This is a genomic window from Limimaricola variabilis, from assembly GCF_034371605.1.
In the GTDB taxonomy this organism is placed as follows: domain Bacteria; phylum Pseudomonadota; class Alphaproteobacteria; order Rhodobacterales; family Rhodobacteraceae; genus Limimaricola; species Limimaricola variabilis.
On sequence record NZ_CP139691.1, the window covers coordinates 1,011,595 to 1,027,489 of the forward strand.

Consider the following 15,895-nt stretch of genomic DNA (forward strand, 5'->3'; position numbering starts at 1 on the left):
CTCAGGCCGGTTGGAGCACGAAATCCGCGCTGAGGCTCGTGTCGCGCGAACTCGGCATCACCGGGCGCAGGAACACGGTCTCGAACGCCGCGTCATCATAGGCGAGGTGACCATGCGGCTGACCGAAGGCGGGCACGATCTGTGGCATTTCGAGCCGGAACCGGCCTTGGGCATCGGTGAGCGTGGCGCCGTGGCTGTGAGGGTCACGCTCGTGTCCCTCGGTCGTGTGGGCCCAGATCTGTATGCGCACGCCCTGAAGCGGCGCGCCATCGCCAGCCCGCCGGACGCTGCCAGTCATCCAGAAGCCGCCGCCGCCGATGCGTTCCACGATGGGCGCACCCGGCAGGTAATTGTTGGCGCCGCCGCGCATGCTGGGCGTGGGTGCGAGGCCTTGCGCCCGCGCCGGGACGAGCAGCCCGGATGCCGCGGTGGCGAGTGTGGCGACGGCCGCCGCACCGGTGGCGAGAAAGGCGCGGCGCGTTGCGTGTTCTCGGGTCATCTCGACTCCTCCTGATCGCCCGGCGAACAGATGCGGTGGATCGCCCGTGCCGTGCGCATCACGGCCGGCCGCGAAGCCCGCGTGCCAAGACTACCAAATCGCCGGTGAAGATGGGCGCGCGATGATGCGCGCCCCACGCCTTCGTGATGCCGAGGCGCATCGCTTCGGGACAGGGTCTTCCCCGCCCCGAGTCGCTTGGTACCTCAGTGCGCCTTCGCGCCGAAGGGCATCACGCTCTTGAGCGCAACCAGCACGCCGCCGACGATCAGCCCGACCACGCCCATCAGCGTCGCCCCGGCAAGCCAACCCAGCGCGCCGGAGAGGACCGGCGCGTTCGCGGCCACGATCTCGCGCGCCACCTCGACCGCGTGCTCGGGCCCGGAGATGTGATAGGTCTCGAGCCCGTGGATCAGGATGCCGCCGCTGACCCACAGCATGGCCGCGGTGCCGACCACCGAGAGCAGCTTGAGCACCCAGGGCATGCCCTTGACCAGCCCCCGGCCGATGGTCGGCAGAATGCCCGAGGGGCCGCGCGCGGCCAGCGCGGCGCCGACATCGTCGGCCTTCACGATAATGGCCACCGCGCCATAGACCGCGAAGGTGATGAAGATGCCGACCAGCCCGAGCACGATCGCCTGGGTCACGAAGGGCAGGCCTGTGACTGTCGACAGTGTGAGCGCCATGATCTCGGCCGAGAGGATGAAATCGGTGCGGATCGCGCCGCGCACGGTCGTGTCCTCGTCCAGCGCCTTCTTCTCGGCCTCGGCATGGGAGTGGCCGAGAAGCACCTCGGCCACCTTCTCCGCCCCCTCATAGGCCAGATACAGCCCGCCCAGCATCAGCAGCGGCGTGATCGCCCATGGTGCCAGGAAGCTCAGCGCCAGCGCCGCGGGCAGCAGGATCAGGATCTTGTTGCGGAGCGAACCGACGGCGATCTTGCGCACGATAGGCAACTCGCGCTCGGCGACGAAGCCGAGCACGTATTTCGGCGTCACCGCGGCGTCGTCGATCACCACCCCGGCCGATTTCGTCCCCGCCTTGAGCGTCGCGGCGGCGACATCGTCGAGCGAGGCCGCGGCGGTCCGGGCGATCAGGGCGACGTCATCGAGAAGTGCGAAAAGTCCTGAACTCATGGGCCTGCCATCTTGTGAATTGCATCTGCTCCGTCGGAGCCTAACCGGACCCAACCGCCCAGCGACAGATCAGGTCGGTCCGTTGGCGCATTTTTTCGATCGGCGATCATGGCTTGGCAGTCCCCGCGTTTCCGCCCAGTCTGCGCCGCATGAGCGGCCCCGCGAGGCCGAGGAGCGAGGAAGACGATGACCCTTGAGACCGACCCGATCGCCGCGCTGCGCGGCGTCACCACCGCCACGCTGACCACGGTCCTGCTGAAGAAGGGGCTGCGCAACGTCTGGATCCGCGGCGCCATGCCGATGCCCGAGGGCGAGACCCGGATCGTCGGTCCCGCCTTCACCTTCCGCTTTGTGCCCGCGCGCGAGGATCTGGCGACACCGGCCTCATGGAGCAGCCCGATCTCGACCCGCGCCGCGATCGAGGAGATGCCCGAAGGCGCCATCGCGGTGATCGACGCGATGGGCATCACCGACGCCGGCGTCTTTGGCGACATCCTCTGCGCGCGGATGGTCAAGCGCGGCGCGGCCGGGCTGGTCACCGACGGGGTGATCCGCGACCGGGCCGGTGTGGCCGCGACCGGTCTGCCGATCTGGGCACGCGGCGCCGCCGCGCCCCCATCTGTGGCTGGGCTGACCTTCACCGGCTGGCAGGAGACGATCGGCTGCGGCGGGGTCTGCGTGGTGCCGGGCGACATGATCGTGGCCGATGCAGACGGCGCGGTGGTGATCCCGGCCGCCCTCGTCGAGGAGGTGACGCGCGAGGCCATCGAGCAGGAGCGGATGGAGGGCTGGATCGTCGAGGAGGTGGAGCGCGGCGAAAAGCTGCCCGGCCTCTACCCGATGAACGAGGCGACCCGCGCCCGCTACGCCGCCTGGAAGGAGGGCGCAGAATGATCTCCGCCGAGACGCGCGGCGTCTTCGCCATCGCGCCGACGCCGTTCCTGCCGGACGGCGCGCTCGACATGGCTTCGCTCGGCCGGATGACCGAGCGCTATGTCGGCTGCGGCGTCGACGGGCTGACCATCCTCGGGATCATGGGCGAAGCGCAGAAGCTCGAGCCGGAGGAGAGCCTGTCGGTCGTGCGCGAGGTGATCGCGCATGCGGGCGGGCTGCCGGTGGTGGTGGGCATCTCGGCGCCGGGCTTTGCGGCGATGCGCAGGCTGTCGGCGGCGGCGATGGAGATGGGGGCCGCCGGGGTCATGATGACCCCGCCCCCTTCCATGCGCACCGACGACCAGATCGCGGGCTGGTTCGCGCAGGCGGTGGCGCAGATCGGGTCCGATGTGCCCTTCGTGCTGCAGGATCATCCCACCGCCACCGGTGTCGTGATGTCGAACGCGGTGATCCGCAGGGTGGTGGCGGAGAACCCCTCCTGCGTGATGCTCAAGCACGAGGACTGGCCCGGCCTCGACAAGATCTCGGCGATCCGGAACTGGCAGGAGCGCGGCGAGATGCGCGCCCTGTCGATCCTGTGCGGCAACGGCGCGCTGTTCCTGGACATGGAAATGGGGCGTGGCGCGGATGGTGCGATGACCGGCTATGCCTTTCCGGAAATGCTGCGCCGGGTGGTCGACCTCGCCGCGCAGGACCGCGACGCGGCACAGGACCTGTTCGACGCGCATCTGCCGCTGCTGCGCTACGAGCACCAGCCGGGCATCGGGCTCGCGGTACGCAAGCACATACTGGCGCAGCGCGGCTTCATCGCCCATCCCGATCTGCGCGCGCCGGGCGCGGCGCTGAACCCGGCCGCCCGGGCCGAGGTGGATTATCTGCTGGCGCGCCTCAAGGCCCGGGATCGCGGCTGCGGCCTCTAGCCCTCGTCGTCCTCAGGTCTCGTCGTCGCGGCCCTTGTAGCCGGTCGCGATGACGAATTTCTCCGAGCTGTCGGAGCGCGAGGCCGGCGGCTTGACGTTCTGCACCTTGTCGAACTTGCGCTTGAGCAACTGCTGCAGGCTGCCTTCGGCGCCGCCTGCCAGCACCTTGGCGACGAAGGTGCCGCCCGGCTCCAGCACGTCGAAGGCGAAATGGGCGGCCGCCTCGCACAGCGCGATGATCCGCAGGTGGTCGGTCTGCCTGTGACCCGAGGCCGAGGCGGCCATGTCCGACATCACCACGTCGGCGCCGCCGCCAAGCCATTCCTTGACCTGGAGATCGGCGTCGTCCTCCATGAAATCGAGCTGGTGGATCTCGGCGCCGGCGATCGGTTCGACCTCCTGCAGGTCGACGCCGAGCACGCTGCCCACCGCCTTGCCGGATTTCGCGCCGAGCGCGTTGACCCGCGCCACCGCGACCTGACACCAGCCGCCCGGCGCGCAGCCGAGATCGACCACCCGTGCGCCCGGCACGAGAAAGCGGAACTTGTCGTCGAGCTCGATGATCTTGTAGGCGGCGCGGCCCCGATAGCCCTCGGCCTTGGCGCGTTTGACATAGGGGTCATTGAGCTGCCGCTCGAGCCAGAGCTTGGAGCTCATCTTGCGGCCGCGCGCGGTCTTGACCTTGATGGTCAGGTCGCGCTGCCCGCGCCCTGAGGTGTTGCCAGTGCCCGCGCCGGGCTTTTTCGGTGTCTTTGCCATGCCGGGCTCTCCTGATCAGAGACCCCGACTATGCCAAGCGGGGGTGACGGGGCAAGCCCTGCCCCGTCACCCTTCCACTTTTACGCTGCCCTATCAGGCCCGCCGACGCCGACGCCCGCCATCGCGGCCGCCGCGCCCCTCGCCCGGCACGCCGGGCGGACGGTTGAAGCGGATCCATTCGGCGCCCGAGGGGTCGTTGTTGGTCAGGAAGTTGGCGGCGCGGATCGCGCTCATCTCTCCACCCGGCCGCGCCTCGCGGCTGCCGATGCCCATCAGCTGGCAGAAGGTCTCGTCATCCATCTCCTCGGGGATGACGATGCCCGCCGCCTCCAGCTCCGCCCGCTTCTCGGCGATCTTCGAAAGCGGCGTCGGCAGCGCACAGGGGTTCATGATCGCGCTGGTCATGCCCGAGGCCATCGCCATCGGCAGGAAGGCGTTGTTGATGCCGTGGCGGTTGGGCAGGCCGAAGGAGATGTTCGAGGCACCGCAGGTGGTGTTGACGCCCAGCTCGTCGCGCAGGCGGCGCACAAGGGCGAAGACCTGCAGACCGGCGGTCGCCATGGCACCGATCGGCATCACCAGCGGGTCGACCACGATGTCATGCGCCGGGATGCCGAAATCGGCGGCGCGCTCGACGATCTTCTTGGCGACCGCGAACCGCACATCGGGATCCTCGGAGATGCCGGTGTCGTCGTTGGAGATCGCCACCACCGGCACGTTGTATTTCTTGACCAGCGGCAGAACGAGCTCGAGCCGCTCCTCTTCGCCGGTCACGGAGTTCAGCAGGGGCCGCCCCTGCGCCGCCGCGAGACCGGCTTCGAGCGCCGCCGGAACCGAGCTGTCGATGCACAGCGGCACGTCGACCAGCCCCTGCACCAGCTCGATCATCTTGGTCATGAGCGGCGGTTCGGTCTCGTTCGGGTTGGGGTTGGAGTTGTAGACCACCCCCGCATTGACATCGAGCATGGTGGCGCCGCAGGCGACCTGCGCGATGGCGTCCTTCTCGACGGTCGAGAAGTCGCCCGCCTCGAGCTCGGCGGCGAGCTTCTTGCGCCCGGTGGGGTTGATGCGCTCGCCGATCACGCAGAACGGCTGGTCGAAGCCGATGATCGCGGTTTTCGTCTTCGATTCAACGATCGTGCGGGTCATTCTTTGTCCTTGTCATTGGCCAACGGCCTTGAAGTCTCACAGCGCGGCGCTGTGCCGGGCGGGGTGACGCGCGGCGAGCCAGTCGGCGCTGGCCTGGATGCCGCCCAGCGGGAAGAGATGTGCCTGCTCTATGCCCAGCTCCGGCTCGGTCAGCACCGCCTTCTCCAGCGCGTCGGCGATCTCGTCGGGCGCATAGGGCATGAGCAGGTGGCTCACGTCCATGGCTCGCTTCTGCAACACTTTGAGCGAGGGGCCAACCCCGCAGGCCATGGCGTATTTGATCAGCGTCTGCAGCTTGGCCGGACCGGCGAGACCGACATGCACCGGCAGGTCGATGCCCGCCGCGCGGATCGCGCGGGCCCAGCCGATTACCGGCGCGGCGTCGAAGACGAACTGGGTGACCAGCGCCATCCGCGCATCGGTCCGGTTCGAGAAATCCTGCTTCCAGCGCAGCGCGTCACGCACCAGAGCGTCGCCGCCATCGGGGTCGATGTCGCGGTTGCCCTCCGGGTGGCCTGCGACGTGCAGCCGGGTGAAGCCCGCGCGATCGAAGGCGCCGGTCTCCAGAAGCTGCATCGAGGAATGGAAGGCGCCGCGCGGGGCCGCGATGCCGCCCGCCAGCACCAGCGCCTCGGTCACGTCCGCTTCGCCCTGGTAGCGGGCGATCCAGTCACCGAGCTGGGCCTCGCTTTCGATGCTGCGGGCCGGGAAATGCGGCATGACCGCGAAGCCCTCGCCGGCGATGCGCGCCGCCGTCGCCACCATTTCCTCGATCGGCGTGCCGTCGATATGGGCGATATAGACCCGGGTCCCCGCCGGCAGCAGCGCCGCGAAGCTGGCGACCTTGGCGGCGGTGCGCGGCATCACCTCGATCGAGGCGCGGGCGGTCAGGTCGCCCCCCATCGCGGGGGCGGGCTTCGCGCGGCGGAAGCTCAGCAGGGACATCAGCACCTCCTTGAGGGCACGGTTCATTCGCGCCCGTTGTTGTCGATCAGCGCCTTCAGGCGCGCCGTGTCGTATTCCGCCTCGATCCGCTCCACCGCCTGGCGGGCGGCCTCCTCGGCCTCGCCGTCGATCTCGCCCCACGGCGCCTTGCGCCATTCGGCGAGGTAATCGTCGGTTCCGGCCGCGCCCGACTTCATCGCCGCGCGGTCGATCGCCTGCTCGAACCGCTCCGCGAGCGGAAGCTTGGCGGCGCGCCGGCCCTTGCCGACCAGCACCTGCGCGGGCATGTCGCGCCACAGAACGAGCGTGATCTCGGGCATCGCGGATCCTTTCCTCACCATCGCTGATATCGCGTCGCTTCTGCCCGGCGGGGTCGGATTTCGACAGTTTGACCACGGGCTGCGACGCGGGCCCTTTCTGGCAGCCAGGCCGCAGAAGCTCCAGTACCGCGAATCGTAGAAATCCCCATGATTGTGATGAACGCCGCTGCGTTCCGGCCCGTCGCGACGCTTGCGCGACGCGGGCGCATTCCCTACCCTCGGCTCAACTCGATATTGGAGGGCGTGTTGATGGCGCCCAAGCGTCCCGACGGTGCGGGCGCGTTCCCGAAAGCGGTGAGATCCCCCGCGCCAAGACCGGATCAGGCGACGCTTTATGCCGCGCTTGATCTGGGAACAAACAGCTGTCGCATGCTGATTGCCCAACCCAAGGGCAGCCAGTTTCACGTGGTCGACAGCTTCTCGAAGACGGTCCAGCTGGGCCACGGGCTCGAGCAATCGGGCCGGCTGTCGCGTGCCTCGATGAACCGCACGCTCGGCGCGATTCGCATCTGCCGGCAGAAGCTGTCCAAGCACGGCGTCACCCGGATGCGGCTGGTCGCGACCGAGGCCTGCCGCCGGGCCCGCAACGGTCGGGCCTTTCTTGCGCAGGTGCAGCGGGAGACCGGGCTCAGGCTCGACGTGATCCGGCCCGAAGAGGAGGCGCGGCTCGCGGTGATCTCCTGCGCGCCGCTGGTCTCTACCCGGACCGAGCAGCTGCTGGTGGTCGATATCGGCGGCGGCTCGACAGAACTGGTCTGGATCGACCTGAGCCATGTGCCGCGGCGCGAGCGCCCCAAGGCGATCATGCGGCTGCATTCCGGCTTCCAGCAGGATCCCGGCCCCTTCGCGGCGGCCAAGGTGGTGGACTGGATCTCGGTGCCGCTCGGCGTGGCGACGCTGCGCGACCAGTTCCAGGACGTCGAGGACGACGCGGCGCGCTTTGCCCTGATGAGCTGGTTCTTCGAGGAGAACCTGTCGGGCTTCGCTCCGTCGGCCTCCGAGCAGGTGCGCGAAGGCTTCCAGATCATCGGCACCTCGGGCACGGTGACCACCGTCGCGGCGAGCCATCTCGGCCTGCGGCGCTACGACCGCAACAAGGTCGACGGGCTGCGAATGAGCTCTGACCAGATCGACGCGGTGATCCGCGACTACCTCGCCATGGGACCGGAAGGCAGGCGCGCCGACCCGCGCATCGGTCGCGACCGGCAGGCGTTGATCATGTCGGGCTCGGCGATCCTGCAGGCACTGATGCGGCTGTGGCCCACCGACCGGCTCTCGGTCGCGGATCGGGGCCTGCGCGAGGGTCTGCTCTACGCCCAGATGAGCGCCGACGGCGTGCTGGAGGACGGGCCCTATTGAGGGCCCGCCCTGCCCCGCTCAGCGGTAGTAGAGCGATTTCCCGTCGCGGAAGACCTGCACCTTTTCGGGGGCGACGGTCATGTGCACGTGACGGCCGCGCAGGTCGCCATGAATGCCGGGCAGCTTGGCGATCACCGGGTCGGCCCCGCCGGCTTTCTGGAAGTAGAGGATCGTCACCTCGCCGAGCGACTCGGTGAAATCCACCTTGCCCTCGAAGATGTAGTCGCCGCCGGCCTCGACCTCGGTCATGTCCTCGGGCCGCACGCCGACATTGACCGTGGCGCCCATATCAGCCTCGGTCGAAGGCGCATTCGACACTGCCACGCCGCCGCCGTCGAGCTTCACGGTGGTCTGCGCCCCGGTGCCGGTGACCTTGCCCGGCAGCAGGTTCATCGCCGGGCTGCCGATGAACTGCGCCACGAATTCGTTCTCGGGCCGCTCGTAGAGCTCGAGCGGCGTGCCGACCTGGGCGATGCCCTTGTTGGCCAGAACCACGATCCGGGTCGCCAGCGTCATCGCCTCGACCTGATCGTGGGTGACGTAGATCATCGTCGAGTCGGGCATCGACTCCTTGAGCTGGGCGATCTCGATCCGTGTGGCGACGCGCAGCGCCGCGTCGAGGTTCGAGAGCGGCTCGTCGAAGAGATAGACCTTGGGATCGCGCACGATCGACCGGCCGATGGCGACCCGCTGCCGCTGGCCGCCCGAGAGCGCCTTGGGCAGGCGGTCGAGATAGGGCTCGAGTTGGAGGATGCGGGCCGCGTTGGAGATCGCGGCGTCGATCTCCTCCTTCGACTTCTTCGCGAGCTTCAGCGCGAAGGCCATGTTGTCGCGCACCGTCATGTGTGGATAGAGCGCGTAGGACTGGAACACCATGGCGATGCCGCGCTGCGCGGGCGGCACGTCGTTGACGACCTGACCATCGATCTCGAGCGTGCCGCCCGAGATTTCCTCGAGGCCGGCGATCATCCGCAGGAGCGTGGACTTGCCGCAGCCCGAGGGCCCGACGAAGACCACCAGTTCTCCCTTGCCGATCTCGAGGTCGATGTTCTTCAGGACCTCGACCGACCCGCCATAGGTCTTGGCCACGTCCTTCAGCTTCAGTTCCGCCATGGGGTTCCTCCCTGCTCCGTCCTCAGTCCGCCGGTCGCCGGAGCGCCAGGCAGCATTGCCATGGGCCGAGATGGATCAGCCCGTTCTCGGCCTTTGTCACCGTGCCCAGATCGGTGCCGATCGGGGCCCAGGCGCCTTGGGGCAGCGGCACTTCGGCCGGTTCTTCCCCGAGATTGAAGGCGCAAAAGATGGTCTCGTTCTCGTCATGGCGCACGAAATGCACCACGTCGCCGCGCGAATGCACGCCGTCATCCTCACCGGTGGCAAGCACCGGGTGGTCATGGCGCAGCGCGATGGCGCGACGGTAGTGATGCAGCATCGCCTTCGGATCGGCCTCCTGCTCGGCCACGGCGAGCGGCAGATGCGCGGGCGAGACCGGCAGCCAGGGCTTGCCCTCGGTGAAGCCGCCATTGGGGGCGCTGCCGTCCCAGGCGATCGGCGTGCGGCACCCGTCGCGACCCTTGTATTCGGGCCAGAACTCGATGCCGTAGGGGTCCTGCAGATCCTCGAAGGCGACCTCGGCCTCGGGCAGGCCCAGCTCCTCGCCCTGGTAGAGGCAGACCGAGCCACGCAGGCACATCAGCATGGTGGTGTAGACCCGCGCGGCCGCATCCGACAGCTTCCAGCGGGTCGGGTGCCGTTCCACGTCGTGGTTGGAATAGGACCAGCAGGGCCAGGCGCCGGGCGCGGCGTGGCTCAGCCGGTAGAAGGTGTCGGCAGCGGCAGCAGCGGTGAGACGCGGCGGCTGCAGCATCTCGAACGGGTAGCACATCTGCACCTTGTCGCCGCCCGAGGTGTACTCGGCCATGATCTCGAGACCGCGCTGGGCGTCGCCCACCTCGCCCACGGCTGCGGCGCCATAGGGCTCCAGCTCGGCGCGGAAGCGCTTGAGGAAGTCGAGGTTCTCGGACTGGTTCTTGGAGTAGAGATGCTCCTGCCAGTTATAGGGGTTCACGCCGGGCGCGATGGAATCGTTACGCCGCTCGGGCGGCAGCGCCGGGTTGTCGCGCAGCTGCTTGTCCGCGAAGTAGAAGTTGATCGTGTCGAGGCGGAAGCCGTCGACGCCGCGCTTGAGCCAGAACCGCTCCACGTCGAGCAGCGCCTCCTGGACGTCCGCGTTGTGGAAGTTCAGGTCAGGCTGGCTGGTCAGGAAGTTGTGCAGGTAATACTGCATCCGCCGCCCGTCCCATTGCCATGCCGAGCCGCCGAAGATCGACAGCCAGTTGTTGGGCGGCGTGCCGTCCGGCTTGGCGTCGGCCCAGACGTACCAGTCGGCCTTGGGGTTGTCGCGGCTCGACCGGCTCTCGACGAACCAGGGATGCGCCTCGGCGGTGTGCGACAGCACGAGGTCGATCATCACCCGGATGTTCAGGGAATGCGCCGTCTCGATCACCGCGTCGAAGTCGGCCAGCGTGCCGAACATCGGGTCGACGTCGCAGTAATCCGAGACGTCGTAGCCGAAATCCTTCATCGGCGAGGTGAAGAAGGGCGAGATCCAGATCGCGTCGACCCCCAGCGAGGCGATATGCGGCAGCCGCTTCACGATGCCCTTGAGATCGCCGATCCCGTCCCCGTCCGTGTCCTGATAGCTGCGCGGGTAGATCTGATAGATCACCGCGCCGCGCCACCAGTTGGGATCCTTCGGCATGCGGGTTCGGGCGGCCGGGGCCGGGACGGAATCGGGGGTGTTCATCGGAAGGCAGTCCTCATTTCACAGAGCCCGCGAGCAGGCCGCGCACGAGGTATTTCTGCATCGCGAAAAACACAACCAACGGAACCGCGATAGAGACGAAAGCCGCCGTCGCGAGGATCTCCCAGTTGCCGCCGCGCGTGCCCAGAAGCTCGATGATCTGCTTGGTCATCACCGTCGTCTCGCCCGAGCTGTCGATCAGGAACACGATCGCCACAAGCAGGTCGTTCCAGGTCCACAGGAACTGGAAGATCGCGAAGGAGGCGAGCGCCGGGAAGGAGAGCGGCAGGATGATCTTGGTGAAGATTTGGAAGTCGGTGGCGCCGTCGACCTTGGCGTTCTCGATGATGTCGCGTGGCAGGCCGACCATGTAGTTGCGCAGGATGTAGATCGCCAATGGCAGGCCGAAGCCGGTATGGGCGAGCCAGACGCCGAGATACCCCTTGCCGATGCCGATCTCGTTGTGGAGCTTGAGCAGCGGGATCAGCGCGAGTTGCAGCGGCACCACCAGCAGGCCGACGATCGCCGCGATCAGCAGCGCCCGACCGGGGAAATCCATCCAGGCCAGCGCATAGGCCGCGAAGGCCGCCACCAGGATCGGGATGATCGTGGCCGGGATCGACACGGTCAGCGTGTTGAAGAAGGCCTTGGCCATGCCGTCGATGTTGTTCGGATTGAACAGCATGTTCTCGTAGTTCTCGAGCGTGAACTCCGGCGCGACCTCGGCGGTGACGAAGATCCGCTGGCCGCGGCCCGACATCTCCTCCTGGGAGGTGTAGACGTAATCGCCGTTGCTCTCGACGGTGACGATCTCGCCATCGCCCATGTCGACCGTCTCGCCCGGCGCGTAGGCGCCTACGGCGCGCGAGGAAGTGCCGAAGGCCGAAATCTCCAGCGGCTCGCGGCCCTCATGGGCGAAGAGGTTGCCCGACACCGTGTAGAGCCCGTCGAGCTGCTCAGCCTCGTCGCCGGCCGCGGTGCGCAGCGTCAGGTTCTGCTCGGTCGGCAGCATCGAGCGCCACCAGCCGGAGGAGGCGATCTGATCGCCGGTGCGGAAGGACGAGATCAGCAGGCCGAGGGTCGGGAACACCCACAGCGCCACCAGCGCCAGAACCGCGATGTTGACGGCCCAGGTGAGCGCGGATTTCTTGCCGGCGATGTTGTCCATCAGCGCATCTCCTTGCGGGCGTTGTAGACGTTCCAGATCAGGATCGGCGTCACCATCAGCATGATGACCATCGCCCCCGCGGAGCCCACGCCCCAGTCGTTGGCGCGGAACAGCTTGTCATACATGTAGTTGGCGAGCACCTGCGTCTCCCACTGGCCGTTGGTCATCGCGAAGACGATGTCGAAGACCTTGAGAACGATGATGGTGATGGTGGTCCAGACCACGACGATGGTGCCGACGATCTGCGGCATCTTGATCTTGAAGAAGATCTGCCAGGGGTTGGCGCCGTCGACGATGGCGGCTTCGACCGTCTCCTCGGGGATGCCCCTGAGCGCCGCCGAGAGCAGCACCATGGCAAAGCCGGTCTGGATCCAGATCAGCACGATCATCAGGAAGAAGTTGTTCCAGAAGGGAATGGTGAGCCAGGTCTGCGGCTGGCCATAGGGGAAGTCGGTGGTGAAGACGTCGAAGATCTGGCGCAGCATCAGGTAGACGACCAGCGCCATCAGCACGGCGCCGAGCACGCGCAGCGCGCCGAAGACCAGACCGGGGGCGCGGCCCTCGCGGCCCAGCACCGGCTTCATCAGCGACCAGCCCAGCGCGGCCGCGCCGGCGGCCAGCGCGAGCAGCAGCAGCGACGGCACCAGCCGTAGCCAGACGAAGGAGCCGACGCCGCCGTCGAAGCCGAGCCAGACGGCGTTGAGGATGCCGATCTGCTCCTGCCCCACGGGGCGGGTGTCGTAGATCAGCTTGAAGATCACTGCCGCGCCGACGAAGGAAATCGCCATCGGCATGAAGATCAGCGACTTGGCGATGGCGCCCCAGCGGATGCGGTCGGTGAGCTGTGCGGCCAGCAGGCCGAAGGCGGTCGATGCGGCCGGTACCACGATCAGCCACAACAGGTTGTTGCGGAAGCCTTCCCAGAATTTCGGCTCGCGCAGCATCTGCTCGTAATTGGCGAGGCCCACGAATTCATAGCCGCCGCCGCGGACCCTTTCGGTCAGCGACAGGCGCAGGGTCTCGAAGACCGGATAGGCGAGGTAGAGGCCCAGCGCGAGGAGCGCGGGCAGAAGGAACAGCCAGGGGCGGATCATGTTGGCGCGGTTGATGTTGCGCCCGGCATCATTGCCGCGCGGCGGGAACAGCACCTTGTCCAGAAAAATATTGGAAAAATAGAAATAGGCGACGCAGCCGCCAACGCCGATCACGATGGTCAGCAAACCCTGTAGTGCCGGATTCATCGCGCCCTCCCCGAACCCTGATGCAAAGAGGCGGCCGCGACGCGAGTCACGGCCGCCATGCCTTATCGTTACACGCTTACTTCAGCGCGTCCCAAGAATCCTGGATCTCGGAGGCCACGCTCTCGGCGCTCTCGCCACCGACATAGTCCACCATGCCGGTCCAGAACGAGCCGGCGCCGACGCCGCCGGGCATCAGGTCCGAGCCGTCGAAGCGGAAGGTGGTCGCCTCGAGCAGGATGTCGTTCATCTTCTTGAGCGTCGGGTCGCCGAACACGTCGGTGTTGACGGTGGTCAGCGGCGTCAGGAAGCCGGTCTGGGCCATCCAGATCTCGTGGGCGATCGGGGTCTGCAGCCACTGGATGAAGACCTCGGCCGCCTCGGAGGCCTCGGTGATGCCGAACATCGTGCCGGCGCCGAGCACCGGTTGACCGAGATCCTTCTCCTCATAGGCGGGGAAGTAGAAGAAGTCGGCATCCACGCCCACCTCGGTGCCTTCGGGGAAGAAGGTCGGGATGAACGAGGCCTGGCGATGCATGTAGCACTGCGGCGGGCTGTCGAAGAGACCCTTGGGGCTGTCGCGGAAGTCGGTGGAGGCCACCGCCGCCTTGCCGCCGGCGACGTAATCGTCGGAGACGAACCAGCCGAACTCCTCGATCGCGCCGACCACCGCCGGATCGTTGAAGGGGATCTCGTTGGTGACCCACTTGTCATAGGTCTCGGGCGATTGGGTGCGCAGCATCATGTCCTCGACCCAGTCGGTCGCCGGCCAGCCGGTGGCGCCGCCCGAGCCCAGGCCGATGCACCAGGGCGTCTCGCCGTCCTCGACCATCTGCTCGGTGAGCGCCTTGAGCTCCTCCATGCTCTGCGGCACTTCGTAGCCCGCATCCTCGAAGTTCTCGGGCACGTACCACACGAGGCTCTTCACGTCGGCCTTGTAGAAGAAGCCGTAGAGGTTCTCCCCGCCCTCGGGGCCTTCGAAGGTCGCGAGATCGACCCAGGACTGGCCTGCGGCGTAGTTCTCGGCGACCCAATCACCCGTGCCCTCGGGCATCGGCTCGAGATAGCCCAGCGACGCGAGATCGCGGGCGAGGCCCGGCTGCGGGAAGACGGCGATGTTGGGAGCGGAACCGGCCTCGGTGTCGATGCGGATCTGGGTCTCGAAGCCATCCGAACCGGTATACTGCACGTCCGCGCCGGTCGCTTCCTCGAAATAGGCCAGCATCGACTCGAACAGCGCTTGGTCACCGCTCAGCCAAGGGCCGAAGATGGTCAGGGTCTGGCCCGACAGGTCGTGGCTCTCGGCGAACTGGTTGAAGCTGTCCCAGTTGAAATCGCCTTCGCCGACGGGGAACTTCAGCTCCTGCGCCGAGGCGGCGGAGGCAAGCGCGAGGCCCGCGACGCCTGCGAGGAAAATGGACTTCATGTGTTACCCTCCCGTAACCGCGACCCTGCCGGCCGCCATTGAAACTGCCCACGCCCGAGCCAGACGGCCAAAGCGCTTTGGACACGCCCAACCTGTCGGAGCCTCCGCTCCCTGTCAATGACCGTTTCCAGCCGTAGCTGGAGGGATAATGCGGCGTTAGCGGCGGCCCCCGACGAAAAAGCGCGCTTTGACGGGTATCGCTGCGCTGCATAAGCTGTCATCCATTGCAAAAGCGCTTTGGAAGGAGGGCGGCGGTGAATCTGAAGGAGCTTTCCGCCTTGCTCGGGCTGAGCCAGACCACGGTGAGCCGGGCGCTCAACGGCTACACCGATGTCAGCGAAGCGACCCGCGCCCGCGTTCAGGCCGCGGCCAAGCTGCACGACTACCGCCCCAACACCCGCGCGCAGGCGCTGGCCACCGGGCGCAGCCGGGTGATCGGACACGTGATTCCCAAGATATCGACCCATGCGATGGTGAACCCGATCTTCGCCGACTTCATTACCGGCGCGGGCGAGACCTATTCCCAGCATGGCTACGAGATGCTGATCTCCGTGGTCGACGTCGACGAGGAGGAGAAGGCCTACCGCGCGATGAAGCGGCGCGGCCTGGTCGACGGGTTGATCGTCAGCGCGCCGCGCCGCAACGATCCGCGGATCGAACTGCTCGACGGGATCGGCCTGCCCTATGCCGTGCATGGCCGCGCCACCGGCACCACGCGACCCTATACCTGGCTCGACGTCAACAACCGCCGGGCCTTCGCCCGCGCGACTGCCTTCCTGCTCGATCTCGGACACCGTCGGATCGGGCTGATCAACGGGCTGGAGGTGATGGATTTCGCGCATCGCCGCCGGCAGGGCTACGAGGAGGCGCTCCGCGCGCGCGGCCTCGCACGCGACCCGGAATTGATGCGGCAGGACGAGATGACCGAAGGCTATGGCTGGCGCGCGGCGCGCGACATGCTCGCCCTGCCCGACCCGCCGACCGCCTTTCTCGTCTCCTCCGTGGTCTGCATGCTCGGCGTGCGCCGAGCCGTCGACGAGGCAGGGCTGGTGCTCGGCCGCGACGTCTCGGCCGTCACCCATGACGACCAGCTCTCCTATCTGCGCGATGACGGGCCGGTGCCCGCCTTCACCGCCACCCGCTCCTCGGTGCGCGAGGCTGGACAGCGGCTGGCGCGGATGGTCATAGACCGCATAGACAACCCCGAGGCCCCCCATCGGCAGGATCTGCTCGAGGCCGACCTGATCATCGGCCGCTCCACGGGACCGGCCCCAAGTTGAGG

General features: G+C 67.5%; 15 protein-coding genes. 4 read left to right on the top strand and 11 right to left on the bottom strand.

Going from position 1 to position 15,895, the window contains the following annotated elements:
• Window position 1: 1 nt before the first annotated feature.
• The gene (locus T8T21_RS04970) at window positions 2–499 is read right to left on the bottom strand and encodes a peptidase associated/transthyretin-like domain-containing protein (RefSeq protein WP_183469502.1); all 498 of its coding nucleotides are present in this window, start codon (window positions 497–499) and stop codon (window positions 2–4) included.
• 203 nt (window positions 500–702) lie between these two features.
• Window positions 703–1,632: a DUF808 domain-containing protein gene (locus T8T21_RS04975; RefSeq protein ID WP_322337039.1), complete on the bottom strand. Its 930-nt coding sequence runs from the start codon at window positions 1,630–1,632 to the stop codon at window positions 703–705.
• Window positions 1,633–1,818: 186 nt separating this feature from the next.
• On the opposite strand from T8T21_RS04975, the gene T8T21_RS04980 reads away from it, so the two are divergent.
• Complete coding sequence (locus tag T8T21_RS04980) at window positions 1,819–2,526, top strand: ribonuclease activity regulator RraA (RefSeq protein WP_322337040.1); 708 nt, start codon at window positions 1,819–1,821, stop codon at window positions 2,524–2,526.
• Window positions 2,523–3,446: a dihydrodipicolinate synthase family protein gene (locus tag T8T21_RS04985; RefSeq protein ID WP_322337041.1), complete on the top strand. Its 924-nt coding sequence runs from the start codon at window positions 2,523–2,525 to the stop codon at window positions 3,444–3,446. The genes T8T21_RS04980 and T8T21_RS04985 overlap by 4 nt, the downstream gene beginning before the upstream one ends.
• A gap of 12 nt (window positions 3,447–3,458) precedes the next feature.
• Here the strand turns inward: T8T21_RS04985 and T8T21_RS04990 are convergent, their stop codons facing one another.
• The 4 genes from T8T21_RS04990 to T8T21_RS05005 all read right to left on the bottom strand — a co-directional run bounded on the left by T8T21_RS04990 (window position 3,459) and on the right by T8T21_RS05005 (window position 6,619).
• Window positions 3,459–4,205: an RlmE family RNA methyltransferase gene (locus T8T21_RS04990; protein WP_322337042.1), complete on the bottom strand. Its 747-nt coding sequence runs from the start codon at window positions 4,203–4,205 to the stop codon at window positions 3,459–3,461.
• A gap of 93 nt (window positions 4,206–4,298) precedes the next feature.
• Window positions 4,299–5,354 carry a methyltetrahydrofolate cobalamin methyltransferase gene (locus T8T21_RS04995; protein ID WP_183469510.1) on the bottom strand — a complete coding sequence of 352 codons (1,056 nt, stop codon included), beginning with the start codon at window positions 5,352–5,354 and terminating at the stop codon, window positions 4,299–4,301.
• A 36-nt stretch (window positions 5,355–5,390) separates the two neighbouring features.
• Complete coding sequence (locus T8T21_RS05000) at window positions 5,391–6,326, bottom strand: methylenetetrahydrofolate reductase (protein ID WP_322337043.1); 936 nt, start codon at window positions 6,324–6,326, stop codon at window positions 5,391–5,393.
• On the bottom strand, window positions 6,323–6,619 hold the full coding sequence (locus tag T8T21_RS05005) for a virulence factor (protein ID WP_183469513.1): 297 nt from the start codon (window positions 6,617–6,619) through the stop codon (window positions 6,323–6,325). The genes T8T21_RS05000 and T8T21_RS05005 overlap by 4 nt, the downstream gene beginning before the upstream one ends.
• A gap of 249 nt (window positions 6,620–6,868) precedes the next feature.
• On the opposite strand from T8T21_RS05005, the gene T8T21_RS05010 reads away from it, so the two are divergent.
• Window positions 6,869–7,978, top strand: coding sequence for a Ppx/GppA phosphatase family protein (locus T8T21_RS05010; protein ID WP_183469515.1), 1,110 nt, complete (start codon window positions 6,869–6,871; stop codon window positions 7,976–7,978).
• Between the two features lie 18 nt (window positions 7,979–7,996).
• Here the strand turns inward: T8T21_RS05010 and T8T21_RS05015 are convergent, their stop codons facing one another.
• The 5 genes from T8T21_RS05015 to T8T21_RS05035 all read right to left on the bottom strand — a co-directional run bounded on the left by T8T21_RS05015 (window position 7,997) and on the right by T8T21_RS05035 (window position 14,613).
• Entirely contained in the window at window positions 7,997–9,091 is a 1,095-nt protein-coding gene (locus T8T21_RS05015; RefSeq protein WP_322337044.1) for an ABC transporter ATP-binding protein, read from the bottom strand.
• 22 nt (window positions 9,092–9,113) lie between these two features.
• Complete coding sequence (locus T8T21_RS05020) at window positions 9,114–10,739, bottom strand: alpha-amylase family glycosyl hydrolase (protein WP_322337454.1); 1,626 nt, start codon at window positions 10,737–10,739, stop codon at window positions 9,114–9,116.
• Between the two features lie 58 nt (window positions 10,740–10,797).
• The gene (locus T8T21_RS05025; RefSeq protein ID WP_322337045.1) at window positions 10,798–11,949 is read right to left on the bottom strand and encodes a carbohydrate ABC transporter permease; all 1,152 of its coding nucleotides are present in this window, start codon (window positions 11,947–11,949) and stop codon (window positions 10,798–10,800) included.
• Window positions 11,949–13,190 carry a carbohydrate ABC transporter permease gene (locus T8T21_RS05030; protein WP_322337046.1) on the bottom strand — a complete coding sequence of 414 codons (1,242 nt, stop codon included), beginning with the start codon at window positions 13,188–13,190 and terminating at the stop codon, window positions 11,949–11,951. The genes T8T21_RS05025 and T8T21_RS05030 overlap by 1 nt, the downstream gene beginning before the upstream one ends.
• 76 nt (window positions 13,191–13,266) lie before the next feature.
• Window positions 13,267–14,613, bottom strand: a complete 1,347-nt coding sequence (locus T8T21_RS05035; protein WP_322337047.1) for an ABC transporter substrate-binding protein — start codon at window positions 14,611–14,613, stop codon at window positions 13,267–13,269.
• 254 nt (window positions 14,614–14,867) lie between these two features.
• Here T8T21_RS05035 and T8T21_RS05040 point away from each other — a divergent pair, with 254 nt between their 5' ends.
• Window positions 14,868–15,893 carry a LacI family DNA-binding transcriptional regulator gene (locus T8T21_RS05040; RefSeq protein WP_322337048.1) on the top strand — a complete coding sequence of 342 codons (1,026 nt, stop codon included), beginning with the start codon at window positions 14,868–14,870 and terminating at the stop codon, window positions 15,891–15,893.
• Window positions 15,894–15,895: the final 2 nt, after the last annotated feature.

What these genes read in the sequence shown, in the direction of transcription:
- T8T21_RS05020 (WP_322337454.1), bottom strand. Translation starts at nt 10,739, where the DNA reads ATGCCGAAGGATCCCAACTGGTGGCGCGGCGCGGTGATCTATCAGATC.
- T8T21_RS05010 (WP_183469515.1), top strand. Translation starts at nt 6,869, where the DNA reads ATGGCGCCCAAGCGTCCCGACGGTGCGGGCGCGTTCCCGAAAGCGGTG.
- T8T21_RS04970 (WP_183469502.1), bottom strand. Translation starts at nt 499, where the DNA reads ATGACCCGAGAACACGCAACGCGCCGCGCCTTTCTCGCCACCGGTGCG.
- T8T21_RS04995 (WP_183469510.1), bottom strand. Translation starts at nt 5,354, where the DNA reads ATGACCCGCACGATCGTTGAATCGAAGACGAAAACCGCGATCATCGGC.
- T8T21_RS05000 (WP_322337043.1), bottom strand. Translation starts at nt 6,326, where the DNA reads ATGAACCGTGCCCTCAAGGAGGTGCTGATGTCCCTGCTGAGCTTCCGC.
- T8T21_RS05035 (WP_322337047.1), bottom strand. Translation starts at nt 14,613, where the DNA reads ATGAAGTCCATTTTCCTCGCAGGCGTCGCGGGCCTCGCGCTTGCCTCC.
- T8T21_RS05030 (WP_322337046.1), bottom strand. Translation starts at nt 13,190, where the DNA reads ATGAATCCGGCACTACAGGGTTTGCTGACCATCGTGATCGGCGTTGGC.
- T8T21_RS05025 (WP_322337045.1), bottom strand. Translation starts at nt 11,949, where the DNA reads ATGGACAACATCGCCGGCAAGAAATCCGCGCTCACCTGGGCCGTCAAC.
- T8T21_RS04990 (WP_322337042.1), bottom strand. Translation starts at nt 4,205, where the DNA reads ATGGCAAAGACACCGAAAAAGCCCGGCGCGGGCACTGGCAACACCTCA.
- T8T21_RS04985 (WP_322337041.1), top strand. Translation starts at nt 2,523, where the DNA reads ATGATCTCCGCCGAGACGCGCGGCGTCTTCGCCATCGCGCCGACGCCG.
- T8T21_RS05015 (WP_322337044.1), bottom strand. Translation starts at nt 9,091, where the DNA reads ATGGCGGAACTGAAGCTGAAGGACGTGGCCAAGACCTATGGCGGGTCG.
- T8T21_RS05005 (WP_183469513.1), bottom strand. Translation starts at nt 6,619, where the DNA reads ATGCCCGAGATCACGCTCGTTCTGTGGCGCGACATGCCCGCGCAGGTG.
- T8T21_RS04975 (WP_322337039.1), bottom strand. Translation starts at nt 1,632, where the DNA reads ATGAGTTCAGGACTTTTCGCACTTCTCGATGACGTCGCCCTGATCGCC.
- T8T21_RS04980 (WP_322337040.1), top strand. Translation starts at nt 1,819, where the DNA reads ATGACCCTTGAGACCGACCCGATCGCCGCGCTGCGCGGCGTCACCACC.